The following is a 15,781-nucleotide window of genomic DNA, read 5'->3' as shown; positions in this document are numbered from 1 at the left end:
AGCCACACGCGGACACGCGACCGCTCTTACACCACTCCACGGGACGTGACCTCGGCCAGCGGCAGCTTGGTCAGGTCCGGATGTGACCACGTGTGGTTGGCCAGCTGGATCTGCCCGTCGTCGACCAACGGCCGCAACAGGTCGGCGTGGTCGGTCCACGACCGGTAGATGCCGTTGACGAAGTACGTCAGTCGCACGCCGGTGTCCTTGGCGAACTGGGTGTAGGCGCGAACCACCTCGCTGCTCACCCCGTCGTCGACCGTCAGCGCCAGCAGATCCCCGTCCCCGGGCAGGATGCTGAGCACCCCGTCCGGCAGTGCGATGCGGGCCGTCTTCGGCGGAGGCGGCAACAGTTGCGGGGCAGGTTTCGGCGCCTCGGCCGCCACCCCCGCCACCTGCGGGCGACCGTCCGTGGCGCACCTGCTCAACCCGATCGCCCCCAGCGTCGCCACCGACAGACCCGCGATGAAATGGCGCCGGTTGAACTCGGCCCCGGCGCGGGGGATGCGGGAGCGGCCGCTCATCGCCCACTACTGTCCCGCGAGTAGACGCAAAAACGTCTGATTGCGCGGCGTGTCGCCGCCTTCGGCCCAGCTCGGCGCTGGAACGGCACGAACTAGCGCTGCGGAACCGCGGTCGGCTTGATCGGCGCGGGCAGCGCGGTCTGCCCCATCAGGTACCGGTCGACGCCGGCCGCGGCGGCGCGGCCCTCGGCGATCGCCCACACGATCAGCGACTGGCCCCGACCCATATCGCCGGCCACGAACACCCCGGGCACCGAGGTGGCGAAGTCGGCGTCCCGCGCGACGTTTCCGCGTTCGGTGAACTCCAGGCCGAGGTCGGTCAGAAGGCCGGCCCGCTCAGGTCCGACGAAGCCCATCGCCAGCAGCACCAGGTCGGCCTCCAGCGTGAACTCGGTGCCGTCGACCTTGACGAACTTGCCGTCCTCCATGCGCACCTCGTGGCCGCGCAGCCCGGTGACCTTCCCGTCGCTGCCGACGAACTCCTCGGTGTTGACCGAGTACACCCGCTCGCCGCCCTCCTCATGCGCCGAGGAGACCCGGAACATCAACGGATAGACCGGCCATGGCGTGGAATCGGCGCGGGTGTCCGGCGGGCGCGGCATGATCTCGAACTGGTGCACGCTCGCCGCGCCCTGGCGGTGCGCGGTGCCCAGGCAGTCGGCGCCGGTGTCACCGCCGCCGATGATGACGACCTTCTTGCCCTTGGCGGTGATCGGCGGTTCGCCGTCCGGCCCCGTCACGGGGTCGCCGTGCTGAACCCGGTTGGCCCACGGCAGGTATTCCATCGCCTGGTGGATGCCGTCGAGCTCACGGCCGGGGATCGGCAGGTCGCGCCACGCGGTCGCGCCGCCGGCCAGCACCACCGCGTCGAAGTCCTTGCGCAGCTGCTGTGCGGTGAGGTCCACCCCGACGTTGACGCCGGGCCGGAACTCGGTGCCCTCGGCAATCATCTGCTCGAGCCGACGGTCGATGTGGCGCTTCTCCATCTTGAATTCCGGGATGCCGTAGCGCAGCAGGCCGCCGATGCGGTCGTCGCGCTCGAACACCGTCACGGTGTGACCGGCGCGGGTGAGCTGCTGGGCGGCGGCCAGGCCGGCCGGGCCCGAGCCGACGACGGCGACGGTCTTGCCGGTGCGCACGGCGGGCGGCAGCGGCACCACCCAGCCCTCTTCGAAGGCATTGTCGATGATCTCGACCTCGACCTGCTTGATGGTGACCGGATCCTGGTTGATGCCGAGCACACACGACCCCTCGCACGGCGCCGGGCACAGGCGTCCGGTGAACTCCGGGAAGTTGTTGGTGGCGTGCAGCCGCTCGATCGCGTCGTGCCAGCGGTCGGTGCGGACCAGATCGTTCCACTCGGGGATCAGGTTCCCCAGCGGACAGCCGTTGTGGCAGAACGGGATTCCGCAGTCCATGCAGCGGGCCGCCTGCTCGCGCAGCGTGTCGTGGGAGAAGTCCTCGTAGACCTCTTTCCAGTCGCGAAGGCGCAGCGGGACCGGCCGTCGCGGCGGGGTCTCACGACGGGTGTGCTTGAGGAAGCCGCGTGGATCAGCCACCGGCGGCCGCCATGATCGCTTCGTCGACGTCGACGGCGCGCTGTTCGGCGTCGGCGATGGCTTCCAGCACCCGCCGGTAGTCGCGGGGCATCACCTTGGTGAAGTGCTTCACGTGGGCGCTCCAATCGTCGAGGATGCGCTGCCCGACAGCGGAATCGGTGGCGTCCACATGGGCCTGGATAATGCCCTGCAGCCACTGCAGGTCCTCGTCGTCGAGGTCCTCGAGGTCCACCATCTCGGCGTTGAGATTCTGCGGCAGCTTCTTGTTCGGGTCGTAGACGTAGGCGATGCCTCCGGACATGCCTGCCGCGAAGTTGCGGCCGGTCGGGCCGAGGATGACGATCCGTCCACCGGTCATGTACTCACAGCCGTGGTCGCCGACGCCTTCGACGACCGCGTGCGCGCCGGAGTTGCGCACCGCGAACCGCTCCCCCACCTGGCCGCGCAGGAACATCTCCCCGCTGGTGGCGCCGAACAGGATCACGTTGCCGGCGATGATGTTGTCCTCGGCGACATAGCCGGAGGGCGCGTTGTCGGATGGCCGGATGACGATCCGCCCGCCCGAAAGGCCCTTGCCGACATAATCGTTGGCGTCGCCGTACACCCGCAGCGTGATTCCCTTCGGGACGAAGGCGCCGAAGCTGTTGCCCGCCGACCCGTCGAACGTGATGTCGATGGTTCCGTCCGGAAGTCCCTGTCCGCCGTAGGCTTTGGTGACCTCGTGGCCGAGCATGGTGCCCACGGTGCGGTTGACATTGCCGATCGTCGTCGAGAAACGAACGGGCGTACCGGAGTCCAGCGCTTCGCGGCACATCACGATCAGCTGCTGGTCGAGCGCCTTGTCCAGGCCGTGGTCCTGGCGTGAGCTGCAGTACAGGTCCTGGTTCATGAACGCCGACTCGGGCTGATGCAGCACCGGCGTCAGGTCCAGCTTGTGGGCCTTCCAGTGCTCGGCGGCCTTGGTGGTGTCCAGCGCGTCGACGTGGCCGACCATCTCGTTGACGGTGCGGAAGCCCAGCTGCGCCATCAGCTCGCGCACTTCCTCGGCGATGAACAGGAAGAAGTTCTCGACGAATTCCGGCTTGCCGGTGAAGCGTTGACGCAGGATCGGGTTCTGCGTCGCGACCCCGACCGGGCAGGTGTCGAGGTGACACACCCGCATCATGATGCAGCCCGACACCACCAGCGGCGCGGTGGCGAAGCCGAACTCCTCGGCGCCGAGCAACGCGGCGATCACCACGTCACGTCCGGTCTTGAGCTGACCGTCGACCTGGACCACGATGCGGTCGCGAAGGCCGTTGAGCAGCAACGTCTGCTGGGTCTCGACCAAGCCGAGCTCCCACGGCGCCCCGGCGTGCTTCATCGACGTCAGCGGCGTGGCGCCGGTGCCGCCGTCGTGGCCGGAGATCAGCACCACGTCGGCGTGCGCCTTCGAGACGCCCGCGGCCACGGTGCCGACGCCCGACTCACTGACCAGCTTGACGTGCACGCGGGCCTGCGGGTTGGCGTTCTTGAGGTCGTGGATCAGCTGCGCCAGATCCTCGATCGAGTAGATGTCGTGGTGCGGCGGGGGCGAGATCAGCCCCACACCGGGGGTGGAGTGGCGCACCTCGGCCACCCACGGATACACCTTGTTGCCCGGAAGCTGGCCGCCCTCACCGGGCTTGGCTCCCTGCGCCATCTTGATCTGGATGTCGGTGCAGTTGGTCAGGTAGTGGCTGGTGACACCGAACCGGCCGGAGGCCACCTGTTTGATGGCGCTGCGCCGCCAGTCGCCGTTCTCGTCGGGGTCGAACCGGCTGACGTGCTCACCGCCCTCACCTGAATTCGACCGGGCGCCAAGGCGGTTCATCGCGATGGCCAGCGTCTCGTGGGCTTCGGCGGAGATCGAGCCGTAGCTCATCGCGCCGGTCGAGAACCGCTTGACGATCTCGCTGGCCGGCTCCACCTCGTCGAGCGGGACCGGCGGGCGCACACCGTCTTTGAACTTGAGCAGCCCACGCAGCGAGGCCATCCGCTCGCTCTGGTCGTCGACCAGCTTGGTGTACTCCTTGAAGATCGAGTACTGGCCGGAGCGGGTGGAGTGCTGCAGCTTGAACACCGTGTCGGGGTTGAACAGGTGGTACTCGCCCTCGCGCCGCCACTGGTACTCGCCACCGACCTCGAGTTCGCGGTGCGCCCATTCGGTGGGCTGATCGAGGTAGGCCAGCCGGTGCCGGGCGGCCACGTCGTCGGCGATGTCGTCGAGGTCGATGCCGCCGACCGGGCACGTCAACCCGGTGAAGTACTCGTCGAGCACCTGCTGGCTGATGCCGATGGCCTGGAACAGCTGCGCTCCGGTGTAGGAGGCCAGCGTCGAGATGCCCATCTTGGACATCACCTTCAGAACACCCTTGCCGGCCGCCTTGACGTAGTTGCTCTTGGCGGTTTCGCTGTCGAGTCCTATCAGAACGCCGCGGTCGACCATGTCTTCGATCGACTCGAACACCATGTACGGGTTGATCGCCGCCGCGCCGAAGCCGACCAGGCAGGCCATGTGGTGCACCTCGCGCGCGTCGCCGCATTCGACGACCAGACCCACCTGGGTGCGGGTGCGGTCGCGCACCAGGTGGTGGTGCACGGCCGACACGGCCAGCAGCGACGGGATCGGCGCCATCTGCTCGTTGGACTCACGGTCGGACAACACGATGATGCGCGCGCCGTCGCGGATGGCCGCCGACACCTTGGCCCGCACGTTGTCGAGGGCCTCCCTGAGGCCCTGCCCGCCCCGGTTCACCGGGTACAGGCAGCGGATCACGGCGGTGGACAGGCCGTGGCGACGGCCGTCGATCTCCTGCTCGGGGTCGAGGTTGACCAGCTTGGCCAGTTCGTGGTTGCGGATGATCGGCTGCGACAGCACGATCTGGCGGCACGACTCCGGACCCGGGTTCAGCAGGTCGCCCTCCGGGCCCATGGCGCCCTGCAGGCTGGTCACCACCTCTTCGCGGATGGCGTCCAGCGGCGGGTTGGTGACCTGGGCGAACATCTGGTGGAAGTAGTCGAACAACATCCGCGGCCGCGCGGACAGCACCGCGATCGGGGTGTCGGTGCCCATCGAGCCGATCGGCTCGGCGCCGGTGCGGGCCATCGGCGCGACGAGCAGGTTGAGTTCCTCGTAGGTGTAGCCGAAAGCCTGCTGGCGCAACACCACCCGGTGGTGCGGCATCCGCACGTAGTCACCCTGCGGCAGTTCGTCGAGACGGAACAGGCCCTGGTCGAGCCATTCCTGATAGGGATGCTCGGCGGCGAGTTCGGCCTTGATCTCCTCGTCGTCGACGATGCGGCCCTGAGCGGTGTCGACCAGGAACATGCGGCCGGGCTGCAACCGCATCTTGCGGACCACGGTGGACGGGTCGAGGTTGAGCACGCCGGCTTCCGAGGCCATCACGACGAGGCCGTCGTCGGTCACCCAGATCCGCGATGGCCGAAGGCCGTTGCGGTCCAGCACGGCGCCGACCACGGTGCCGTCGGTGAAGCACACCGACGCCGGGCCGTCCCACGGTTCCATCAGCGAGTCGTGGAACTCGTAGAACGCCCTGCGGGCCGGATCCATCGACTCGTGGCGCTCCCAGGCCTCGGGGATCATCATCAGCACCGCGTGCGGCAGGCTGCGGCCACCGAGGTGCAGCAACTCCAGCACCTCGTCGAACCGCGCGGTGTCGGACGCGCCGGGGGTGCAGACGGGCGTGATCTTCTCCAGGTCGGACCCGAACAGATCGGTGCGGATCAGCGCCTCGCGCGCCCGCATCCAGTTCTCGTTGCCGGTAACGGTGTTGATCTCACCGTTGTGGGCGATGCGCCGGAACGGATGCGCCAGCGGCCACGACGGGAACGTGTTGGTGGAGAACCGCGAGTGCACGATGCCCAGCGCGCTGGTGAGCCGCTCGTCCTGCAGGTCCAGATAGAACGCCTTGAGCTGGGGCGTGGTCAGCATGCCCTTGTAGACGAAGGTCTGCCCGGAAAGGCTTGGGAAATAGACGGTTTCACGCCCGGGCCCGTCCTGGCCCGGCCCCCGGGTGCCCAGCTCGTGCTCGGCGCGCTTGCGCACCACGTAGGCGCGGCGCTCCAGGTCCATGCCCGAGGCGCCCGCGAGGAACAGCTGGCGGAACGTCGGCATCGCGTCGCGCGCCAGCGCCCCCAGCGACGACTCGTCGGTGGGCACCTCGCGCCAGCCCAGCACCTGAAGCCCCTCGGCCTCGGCGATCTTCTCGACGGACTCGCAGGCCGCGGCGGCGTCCTTGGACGACTGCGGCAGGAACGCCATGCCCGTCGCGTAGCTGCCGTAGGGAGGCAGTTCGAAGGCCCCCTGTTCCTTCAGAACAGCCCGCAGGAACTCGTCGGGAACCTGCAGCAGGATGCCCGCCCCGTCGCCGGTGTGCGGCTCTGCACCCTGGGCACCACGGTGCTCCAGGTTCAACAGCGCGGTGATTGCCTTGTCGACGATGTCGCGACTGCGACGACCGTGCATGTCGGCCACCATGGCCACGCCGCACGCGTCGTGCTCGAACGCGGGGTTGTAGAGCCCTTGAATCCTGGGCGTCATTCCCACCTATCCCTTTTCCGCACGCCTGAAGCTGTTCTCAACGGCGGCCGTACAGCGGCGTTGCGGCCGGCCTACGAGGGGCACCTCCGTGCTGCATCGAACGACGGTCCAAACCCAACTCGCCTAAGTGGAGAAAACGATATGCAAACCATGCCTGACATGCCAACTTAGTGGACCCTAACTACCCCGGGACGGCTCGTTGGGCCCGTCACCCGCCCCCACCGGTCCCGCTTCCGAATACCGTTGCTGCGCAGCGCGTTTCATTTAGATACCCGGATGGCGGCCGTGTCAAGAGACTGGCCGATCCTAACTTTTCGCTGGTCGTTGGATTTGCTGTGAGACCAAGACCACAGCTTCAGGCTGGGTGAACTTCATCACAGCCCCTTTGCGCAAAGCCTAGTCAGATTCTTAGAGAACGGCCCGTACGCTCGCCTCGGGCGACAAGTCCAGCCTTCGCAGCAGCTGGGCGTTGAGCGCCACCACCACGGTGGACGCCGACATCAGCAGCGCGCCGACCGACATCGGCATCACGAAGCCGACCGGCGCCAGCACACCGGCCGCCAACGGCACCGCGATCAAGTTGTATCCCGCTGCCCACCAAAGGTTTTGCTTCATCTTGCGGTACGCCGCCTTGGACAGCTCGATCACCGAAAGCACCGACCGCGGGTCGGAACTGGCGAGGATCACCCCTGCCGAGGCGATCGCCACGTCGGTGCCCGCGCCGATCGCGATACCGACGTCCGCCTGCGCCAGCGCCGGTGCGTCGTTGACGCCGTCACCGACCATCGCGACCTTGAGCCCCTCGGTTTGCAGCGCCGCCACCTTGGCGGCCTTGTCCTCGGGCCGCACCCCGGCGAAAACCCGGTCGATGCCCAGTTCGGCGGCCACCGAGTCGGCGACCGCCTGCGCGTCGCCGGTGATCATCATCACCGCGATGCCGAGCCGGTGCAGCGCGTCCACGGCCTGCCGCGACTCCTCGCGCACCTCGTCCGCCAGGGCCACCGCGCCGACCGGCATCCCATCGACGAGCACGTGCAGGATGGTCGCGCCCTGTTCACGCCATCGCTCGACGCCGGGCAGCTCTTCTTGGCCGGCTTCGGCGAGCAGCCGTGGTCCCCCGACCTGCACGGTCCTGCCGTCCACCGTCGCGCTGACGCCGACCGCGGGTGACGACGTGAAGTCCGACCAGGCAGGCACCGTCAGTGCGCGGCGACGAGCGGTCTCCACGATCGCCCTGGCCAGCGGGTGCTCGGAATCGGACTCGGCGGCGGCGGCGAGGGCCACCACCTCGTCCTCGCCGTGGCCTGGGGCGGCGACTACGCCGGTCACCGTCGGCTCGCCCTTGGTCAACGTGCCGGTCTTGTCGAACAACACCGCGCCGACCGTGCGCATGCTCTCCAGCGCGAGCCGGTCCTTGACCAGCACGCCGCCCCGCGCGGCGCGTTCGGTCGCGATCGAGACCACCAGGGGGATCGCCAGCCCCAGCGCGTGCGGGCAGGCGATCACCAGCACCGTGATCGTCCGGATCACCGCCTGCTGGGGAACACCGACGAAGCCCCAGACCACCGCCGTGATCGCGGCCGCTCCCAGCGCGAACCAGAACAGCCAGCCCGCCGCGACATCGGCGATTCGCTGCGCCCGCGACGACGAGTTCTGCGCCTCGGTCACCAACCGCTGGATGCCGGCGAGCGCGGTGTCCTCGCCGACGGCGGTCACCCTCACCCGCAGCCCCGAGTCGGTGGCGACGGTGCCCGCCACCACGTGATCGCCCACGCCGCGGCGCACCGGCCGCGACTCGCCGGTGACCATCGACTCGTCGACGTCCGCGGTGCCGTCGGTGATCTCGCCGTCGGCGGGCACGCTGCCGCCGGGCCGCACGATCACGACGTCGCCGGCGCGCAGGTCGGCGGGCGCGACGACCTCGACGTCGTCGTCGCCGACCACCCGTTCGGCCTCGTCGGGCAGCAGGGCCGCCAGCGAGTCGAGTGCGGAGGTGGTCTGCGCCAGCGAGCGCATCTCGATCCAGTGGCCAAACAGCATGATCACGATCAGCAGCGCCAGCTCCCACCAGAAGTCGAGCTGGTGGTGCAGCAGGCCCAGGCTCGCACCCCACGACGACACGAACGCGACGGTGAGCGCCAACCCGATCAGCAACATCATTCCCGGTGTGCGGGAACGGATCTCACTGACCGCGCCGGTGAGGAACGGACGGCCACCCCACAGGTACATCACCGTGCCCAGTACGGGTGACACCCATCGCGCACCCGGCACGTCGGGCACGGAGTAGCCGAGGATCATCGCGAACATCTCCGACAGTCCGGCCGTCGGGATCGCGAGCACCAACATGATCCAGAACAGCCGCTGGAACTGCGCGACATGATCCCCGTGACCGCCGTGCCCCTCATGGCCGCCGTGTTCGCCGTGTTGGGTCCTCGCCGGTTGGGACGTGGCGTGGCCGACGTGCGTGTCATGTGAGGTCATGCGGTCACTGTATACCCCTAGGGGGTATATCGCCATACCTGTGGGGTGAGGCTGGTTCGCGATGTCATATCCGCTGTGTACCCCGTTGGGCCGGTTCGGCGTGGTGACGTCCGAAGAGGGGCCGCACCGCTGTGTGGCCTCGATTCCCGCCGGCCGGGCGGTCAACCCGCTGACCGGCGCGCCCACGGTCGCACCGCTGGCGATGCTGGTGGACCACGTCGGAGGCCTCGTCAACCATCACCGCCGCGACACCGACGAGTGGACGGTGACCAGCGAGTTGTCGTTGGAGCTGAGGCCCGAGGCGGCGGAGCTGATCGCCTCGGCGCCCGACGTGCCGGTGGTCGCAACGGCCCGGCCGTTCGGCCCGAAGGGCGAGGTCGCGCTGGGGTTGTGCGAGTTCACCCACCGCGACGTCGTCCTGGCCACCGCGACCGTGCGTTCGTTCTTCATCAGTGCGCCGGGCCGGGTGATGGAGTTCCCCGACGGTCCGACGGGCCCGCCGCCACCGGTCCCGCTCGCCGAGAAGATGGCCGTCACCGTCGCCGAAGGGGGCGGCGCCGGCCAAGTGCTTCTGCAGGCATCCGATCCGGTGCTCAACAACAGCCTCGGGATCGTGCACGGCGGCGTTTCGGCCATGGCGCTCGAGATGGTGGCCTCGGCGGCGATAAACGCCGAACGCGAGCACGTACCTCTGCGCACCGCGTCGCTGCGGGTGAACTTCATGCGCGAGTTTCACGGCGGAGCCGAATCGCGTTACCTCGGAACGGCTTTACGTGTCGGACGCCGGACCGGCATCGCCGAGGCACAAGCTGTGGGCGCCGACGGCGTGCCGGCGATCCTCGCCTGGGTCACCGCATACCGCTAAAGCCGGTGGTTCGGCGCCGAGGAGTCGACTAGCATCCGCAACATGCCCGATCCCCCCGAAACCGGCGGTGGACTAGGCGGATTCATCCGACGGTCGGGCTATCTGCGCAAGTGGCTGATCCTGGGGATCGCGATCGGTGTCATCGCCGGGCTCGGTGCGGTGACGTTCTATCTGGCCCTCGACTACGCCGGGCGCTTCCTGCTCGGTTATCTGGCCGGCTACGACATTCCCAAACCGATCGGCGACGGCGGCGACCCCGGCTCGCCGGGCTTCGACCGGCCGTGGGCGATTCCGTTGGTGGCGTTCGGCGGCGCGCTGGTGTCGGCCCTGCTGGTCGCGAAGTTCGCGCCGGAGGCCGAGGGCCACGGCACCGACAGCGCGATCGAGGCGGTGCACACCGACCCGCGCGCGATCCGGGGGCGGGCGATCGTCGTCAAGACCATCGCCAGCGCGCTGACCATCGGCTCCGGCGGATCCGGCGGCCGGGAAGGCCCTGCAGCGCAGATCTCGGCCGGCTTCGGTTCACTGCTCACCCGTTGGCTGAACCTGCCGTACGAGGACGGGCGTATCGCGGTGTCGCTGGGCATCGGCTCGGGCATCGGGGCGATCTTCGGCGCGCCGCTGGGCGGGGCGGTGCTGGCCGCGTCGATCATCTACCGCGAGGACTTCGACTTCAAGGCGTTGATTCCGGGGTTCATCACCTCGGCGACGGCCTACGCCGTGCTGGGTTCGATCCTCGGATTCGATCCGCTGTTCGGGTTCATGGCCCCCGACTTCCGGTTCGATCATCCGCTGGACCTGGCGTGGTTTCTGGCGATCGGCGTCGTCGCGGCCTTCTTCGGCTATCTGTACGCGCGGATGTTCTACGGAACGGTCGCGCTGACGGCGAAGCTGCCGGGCCACAAGGTGATCAAGCCGGCGCTCGGCGGGCTGGCGGTCGGTCTGCTGGCGCTGCTGATCCCGCAGATCCTGGCCAGCGGCTACGGCTGGGCGCAGAAGGCCGGAGCGGCCGACACGCTGCTGGCCATGCCGCTGTGGATCGTGCTGCTGCTGCCGCTGGCCAAGATCATCGCGACCTCGCTGTCGATCGGCACGGGCGGCTCGGGCGGCATCTTCGGACCCGGCGTGGTCATCGGCGCGTTTGTCGGTGCGGCGATCTGGCGGTTGGGCCACGACCTCGACCTTCCCGGAATCCCCGACAGCCCAGCCGTTTTCGTCGTTGTCGGGATGATGGCCTGCTTCGGCAGCGTCGCGCACGCACCCCTGGCGGTGATGATCATGGTCGCCGAGATGACCGGCTCCTTCTCCGTCATCCCGTGCGCGATGGTCGCCGTCGGCATCGCCTACCTGCTGATCCTGCGCACCGACGTGTCGATCTATCAGGCGCAGCGCGCCGACCGCGACGCCGCCGCCGCGCAACGGAGCCCCGAATAGCCTCCGCGACGGTTGCTGACAGTGCCATTGGAGTTTGCGGAAGCCGCAAAGTGCTTGCGTATTCACGCTTGAAATTTGGTTTTTCAAAACCCTATTGATCTTGGTGAACTCCACATAACATGTTGCTTGTCGCACGCGGCCGCTGGCAGATCGGGGGGTAGCCAGCACCATAGCGGTGGATAGCCGCTCGACGGTTGGCGACCGGGGGTGAGGATGGGGGACCCCGGTCGCCAATCTCGTCTGCCTACTTCTTTTTCACACTCCGCGCCGCGCCCTTCTCGGTGCGCGCCCCACGGTTGGCGAGTTCGCCGCCGGAGTTTTCCAGATGCGCCCGGATGAACCACTGGAACTTCTCCAGCTCGCCGGTGTGGCCGATGAGCATGTCCTGCGACACCAGATCGAGGTCCTCGAGCATGTCGATGCACTTACGGGTGTCCTCGATGACCCCGCTGTAGACCAGGTCGAGCGCCGCGAGGTGGGCCTGCGCGGTGTCTCGCTCCACGGAGTAGTCGTCCCAGGTGCGGTCCTTGAGGATCGCGCCGGGCGTGCCGAGCGGCGACTTGCCCAGTGCCGCAATGCGCTCGGCGGCCTCGTCGGCATAACCGCGCACGAGTTCCACCTGCGGGTCGATCATCTCGTGCACGCCGATGAAGTTGGGTCCGACGACGTTCCAGTGCACGTGCTTGAGGGTCAAGTGCAGATCGTTGTAGGTGCTCAGCTGCTTCTGCAGCAGGTCGGCCACCTTGGCAGCGTCGCGCTCGGACAGGCCCGGAATGGTGTATCCACTCATCGAATTGCTCCTTCACATCATCGGTCGTCGTGCGCCGAGTACCCAACCGGCGAGGCAGCTAACCGGGGCGGGCGACGATGACCACAGCAGCACGGTGCTGGCGTCGACGGCGGACTCGACGCCGTTTCAGCGGCGCGTGTTCGCCGACTGAGCCGCGCTAGATCGCGCGAAGTCGCGGGATCGCCTGTCGCGGGCCGAACCGCGGCAGCACCGCCATACCGCTGACCTCCAGCAGCCGCACGGCACGGTGGCGGTGGGGCCGCAGCGGCGCGAGAAGTTCGACCATGGCGGCGTCGTCGATCGGATGGCCGAGCAGGCTCCAACCGATCATCTTGGCGAGGTGAAAGTCCCCGACCGACAACGCGTCGGCGTCGCCGAACGCCCGCTGGACGGTCTCGGCTGCCGTCCACTCCCCGACACCGGGAAGCGACATCAGCGCGGCGCGCGCCTGCTCGGGCGGACGGACGGCCAACCGCTCCAGCGCGTCCGCCCGCTGGGCGCAGCCCACGATCGTGCGGGCCCGGCGCGGGTCGACGTTGGCCTTGTGGAACTCCCACGACGGGATGCGCCGCCACACCTCGGCGGGCGGCGGCACCCGCAGGTGCGCGGGCGCGGGGCCCGGCGCGGGCGTGCCGTACTTGGTGACCAGCGTCCGCCAGGCCCGGCGCGCGTCCTTGCCGTACACCCGCTGCTCGAGAACCGCGGGGATCAGCGCTTCGAGCACCCGGTCGGTGCGGCCCAGCCGCAGATGCGGCACCCTCCGGCGAGCCGCGGCGATGGTGGGTTCCTCCGGCGCGAACCCGGAGCTGTCGTCCTGGCTGCCCAGCAGGGCAGGCAGGGTGTCGGCGAATTCCGTTGCGCCACTTCCCCATGCCTCGCAGTCGACGGTGTCGGGCGCAGATTTGGTGATGCGGGCGGTGACCGGGCCGCTGCGCATCAGGCTAGTGCGCCAGATCGCGCCGTCGGGCGCGTCGTGATAGCACGGGTCCGACCGGCCACGGCGCAACGGCGACAGCGTCAGGCCGGGACTGACCGGCCCGTCGAAGACCACCCGGCGCACGACGCTGACCGAGCTGTGCACAGCTTCAGGCTAGGCGATGGTGATGTCGGCCTTGTCGGGGTAGAACGCGACGTGTCCGGCGATGGCCGCGACGGCGGGATAGGGCTGCCGGTAGGTCCAGATCACGTCGTCGACGGTGTCGCCCGCCGCGGTGACGACGTGGTAGTAGCCGGCCTCACCCTTGTACGGGCAGTACGTCTGGGTGCCGCTGGGCACGAGCCGCTCGGACACGACGTCGCCGCGCGGGATGTACTGCACCGGCGGATACGTCGACTCCCGCAGCGTCAGCGCGTTTTCCGTCTCGGCGACGACTTCGCCTGCGACCCGGACGGTGACCCGCCGGCCGGTCGGCTCGATCGTGATCGGATGCGACGCGGTGGGTTGCAGTACAGGGCGATCGCTCATGTGTCCACGGTGGCTACGATCGCGACATGAGTCAACAAGGGCCGCCTTCCGCCGAGGCTTCCGTCACGATCAACGCCGACCCGGAAACGGTGTACGCGCTGATCACCGATCTGCCCACGCTCGCATCGCTGGCCGAGGAGACCCACGCCATGGAGTGGTCCAAGGGCGACCGTGCGCAGCCCGGCGCGGTGTTCAAGGGCCGGAACCGCAACGGCTCCAGGACGTGGACCACGACCTGCACGGTGGCCACCGCCGAGCCGGGGCGCACGTTCGCCTTCGACGTCCGGTCCTTGGGGGTGCCCGTCGCGCACTGGCGCTACGACATCGTCGCAGGCGACGGCGGCTGTACGGTGACCGAGCGGACGTGGGACAGGCGGCCGGGCTGGTTTCGTAAGCCGGCGAGCATGGCCACCGGCGTTAAGGACCGCGACGCCGCCAATGCCGAGCACATCCGGGTGACGTTGCGGCGGTTGAAGGAGAAGGCCGAAAGCGTGCGCACCGCCTGATGACCGAGTTGCAGCGCCGCGGGGCGGTGTTCGTGCTGACCCTGGGCTCCGACGAGAACCGCTTCCATCCGGACCGGTTGGCCCAGATCAACGCCGCGCTCGACGAGGTCGAGGCCGCCGAGGGACCCGAGGCCCCCAAAGCCATAGTCACCACGGGCGTCGGCAAGTTCTACTCCAACGGGCTGGACCTGGATTTCATGGCGGCCAACCCCGGTTCCGCCGAGGCGAACCTGAACGAGGTGCACGCGCTGTTCGCGCGGGTGCTGGCCTTTCCCGCGCCGATCGTCGCCGCGGTGCAGGGGCACGCGTTCGCCGCGGGGGCGATGCTGGCGCTGGCGCACGATCTGATCGTCATGCGCGGTGACCGGGGTTTCTTCTGCCTTCCCGAGGTCGACCTGGGCATCCCGTTCACCGCGGGGATGAACGCGCTGATCCGGGCCCGGTTGCCGATCGCGACCGCGCACGAGGCGATGACGACGGGTCGGCGCTACGGCGGCGAAGACGCCCGCGAGGCCGGCATCGTGGCGGCCACCGCGGGCGAAGACGAGGTGCTCGACGTCGCGATCGCGCGGGCCGAGGAACGCGCGGCCAAGGCCGGTACGGTGTTCGGCACGATCAAGGCGCGGCTGTACGGCGAGGTGATCGCCGAACTGAGGGCGGGCTAGACATCGAGCGCCGATCTGAACTTATGCACGCGAATTCCGCGATTTCCGTGCAACAACTTCAGTTTCGAACCAGGCTCAGAACGCGTAGCGGTGGTACTGCGCCATGTAGCGCAGTGACGGCACGGCCCGCATCGTGTTGGACACCGCGCGGTAGTACCAGGCCACCCCGTCGAACGTCGGGGAGTCGAACGGCGAAACCCACGCCAGCAGCCGCACTCCCGGCACCGCGTCGACGATGTCGTCGGGTTTGTCGACGCCCCAGCGCAGCGTCGCACCCGCACGGCGCACCACCGCGTTCATCCACTGCGCCCGGATGCCGAGCCGGCTGAACGCGTCGAATTGTAGTTCGCCGGAAGGGAATCGGTCGACGATGCGGCGCAGCAGCGCGATGCCGTCGGACGGTTCGAGATACATGGTGAGGCCCTCGGCGATCATCAGCGCCGGCCGGTCGGTGGGGATGTCGGCGAGCCAGGCCGGGTCGGTGACCGAGGCGGGCACGACGTGGTAGTGGTCGCGGGCCGGGTAGAGCGCCCGGCGCAAGTCGGCGACGTCGGGGTAGTCGACGTCGTACCACTCGACGGCGGGGCCGGGCTCCAGCCGAAATGCCCGCGCGTCCAGCCCGCAGCCCAGATGCAGCACGACGGCCTCGGGATGTACGGCGAGGAACTGCCGCGCCCAGAGGTCGAAGTGTGCGGTGCGGGTGGTCACCGACGGCGAATTGGTCGTGGTGATCGACGTTTTCGACCAGTCGTAGTCGATGCGGTCGACGATGTCTCTGGCGAAACGGTCACCGAGGATCGGTTTCGGCAGGTCGGCGTCCAGCGCCTTGGCGTAGAGCGTGGCCAGCATGGTCTGCGGGGCACCGGACAGATCGACGTGCAGTTTCTCACCCACCCGTTCGAGGCTAGCG

General features: G+C 68.7%; 11 protein-coding genes and 1 pseudogene. 4 read left to right on the top strand and 8 right to left on the bottom strand.

Annotated features, from left to right (window positions below; genetic code table 11):
* Nucleotides 1-38: 38 nt before the first annotated feature.
* From MELE44368_RS11400 to MELE44368_RS11385, 4 genes and pseudogenes are all read right to left on the bottom strand, one after another.
* Nucleotides 39-524, bottom strand: a pseudogene (locus tag MELE44368_RS11400) (polysaccharide deacetylase family protein); the annotation flags it as partial.
* A 92-nt stretch (nucleotides 525-616) separates the two neighbouring features.
* The gene (locus MELE44368_RS11395; RefSeq protein ID WP_128108578.1) at nucleotides 617-2,083 is read right to left on the bottom strand and encodes a glutamate synthase subunit beta; all 1,467 of its coding nucleotides are present in this window, start codon (nucleotides 2,081-2,083) and stop codon (nucleotides 617-619) included.
* A complete protein-coding gene (gltB, locus tag MELE44368_RS11390) occupies nucleotides 2,076-6,665 on the bottom strand; it encodes a glutamate synthase large subunit (protein WP_128108577.1) in 4,590 nt (1,529 codons plus the stop codon). Before gltB ends, MELE44368_RS11395 begins: the two co-directional genes overlap by 8 nt.
* A 408-nt stretch (nucleotides 6,666-7,073) precedes the next feature.
* Entirely contained in the window at nucleotides 7,074-9,146 is a 2,073-nt protein-coding gene (locus tag MELE44368_RS11385) for a heavy metal translocating P-type ATPase (protein WP_128108576.1), read from the bottom strand.
* Nucleotides 9,147-9,207: 61 nt separating this feature from the next.
* On the opposite strand from MELE44368_RS11385, the gene MELE44368_RS11380 reads away from it, so the two are divergent.
* The gene (locus tag MELE44368_RS11380; protein ID WP_128108575.1) at nucleotides 9,208-10,011 is read left to right on the top strand and encodes a PaaI family thioesterase; all 804 of its coding nucleotides are present in this window, start codon (nucleotides 9,208-9,210) and stop codon (nucleotides 10,009-10,011) included.
* Nucleotides 10,012-10,053: 42 nt separating this feature from the next.
* Nucleotides 10,054-11,445 carry a chloride channel protein gene (locus MELE44368_RS11375; protein ID WP_128108574.1) on the top strand — a complete coding sequence of 464 codons (1,392 nt, stop codon included), beginning with the start codon at nucleotides 10,054-10,056 and terminating at the stop codon, nucleotides 11,443-11,445.
* 244 nt (nucleotides 11,446-11,689) lie between these two features.
* Here the strand turns inward: MELE44368_RS11375 and MELE44368_RS11370 are convergent, their stop codons facing one another.
* From MELE44368_RS11370 to MELE44368_RS11360, 3 genes are all read right to left on the bottom strand, one after another.
* Nucleotides 11,690-12,235: a Dps family protein gene (locus MELE44368_RS11370; RefSeq protein WP_128108573.1), complete on the bottom strand. Its 546-nt coding sequence runs from the start codon at nucleotides 12,233-12,235 to the stop codon at nucleotides 11,690-11,692.
* Nucleotides 12,236-12,392: 157 nt separating this feature from the next.
* Nucleotides 12,393-13,316, bottom strand: coding sequence for a DNA-3-methyladenine glycosylase family protein (locus MELE44368_RS11365; RefSeq protein WP_128108572.1), 924 nt, complete (start codon nucleotides 13,314-13,316; stop codon nucleotides 12,393-12,395).
* Between the two features lie 9 nt (nucleotides 13,317-13,325).
* Complete coding sequence (locus MELE44368_RS11360) at nucleotides 13,326-13,700, bottom strand: DUF427 domain-containing protein (protein ID WP_128108571.1); 375 nt, start codon at nucleotides 13,698-13,700, stop codon at nucleotides 13,326-13,328.
* 26 nt (nucleotides 13,701-13,726) lie between these two features.
* Here MELE44368_RS11360 and MELE44368_RS11355 point away from each other — a divergent pair, with 26 nt between their 5' ends.
* Both MELE44368_RS11355 and MELE44368_RS11350 read left to right on the top strand, forming a co-directional pair.
* The gene (locus tag MELE44368_RS11355) at nucleotides 13,727-14,206 is read left to right on the top strand and encodes an SRPBCC family protein (protein WP_128108570.1); all 480 of its coding nucleotides are present in this window, start codon (nucleotides 13,727-13,729) and stop codon (nucleotides 14,204-14,206) included.
* The gene (locus MELE44368_RS11350; RefSeq protein WP_128108569.1) at nucleotides 14,206-14,871 is read left to right on the top strand and encodes an enoyl-CoA hydratase-related protein; all 666 of its coding nucleotides are present in this window, start codon (nucleotides 14,206-14,208) and stop codon (nucleotides 14,869-14,871) included. Before MELE44368_RS11355 ends, MELE44368_RS11350 begins: the two co-directional genes overlap by 1 nt.
* Nucleotides 14,872-14,946: 75 nt before the next feature.
* Here the strand turns inward: MELE44368_RS11350 and MELE44368_RS11345 are convergent, their stop codons facing one another.
* The gene (locus MELE44368_RS11345; RefSeq protein WP_164890090.1) at nucleotides 14,947-15,720 is read right to left on the bottom strand and encodes a class I SAM-dependent methyltransferase; all 774 of its coding nucleotides are present in this window, start codon (nucleotides 15,718-15,720) and stop codon (nucleotides 14,947-14,949) included.
* Between the last annotated feature and the right edge of the window lie 61 nt (nucleotides 15,721-15,781).

The organism is Mycolicibacterium elephantis DSM 44368, assembly GCF_004014805.1.
Taxonomy (GTDB): Bacteria; Actinomycetota; Actinomycetes; order Mycobacteriales; family Mycobacteriaceae; genus Mycobacterium; species Mycobacterium elephantis.
Note: the sequence above shows the minus strand (reverse complement) of the source record. Positions and strands in the feature narration are given on the sequence as shown.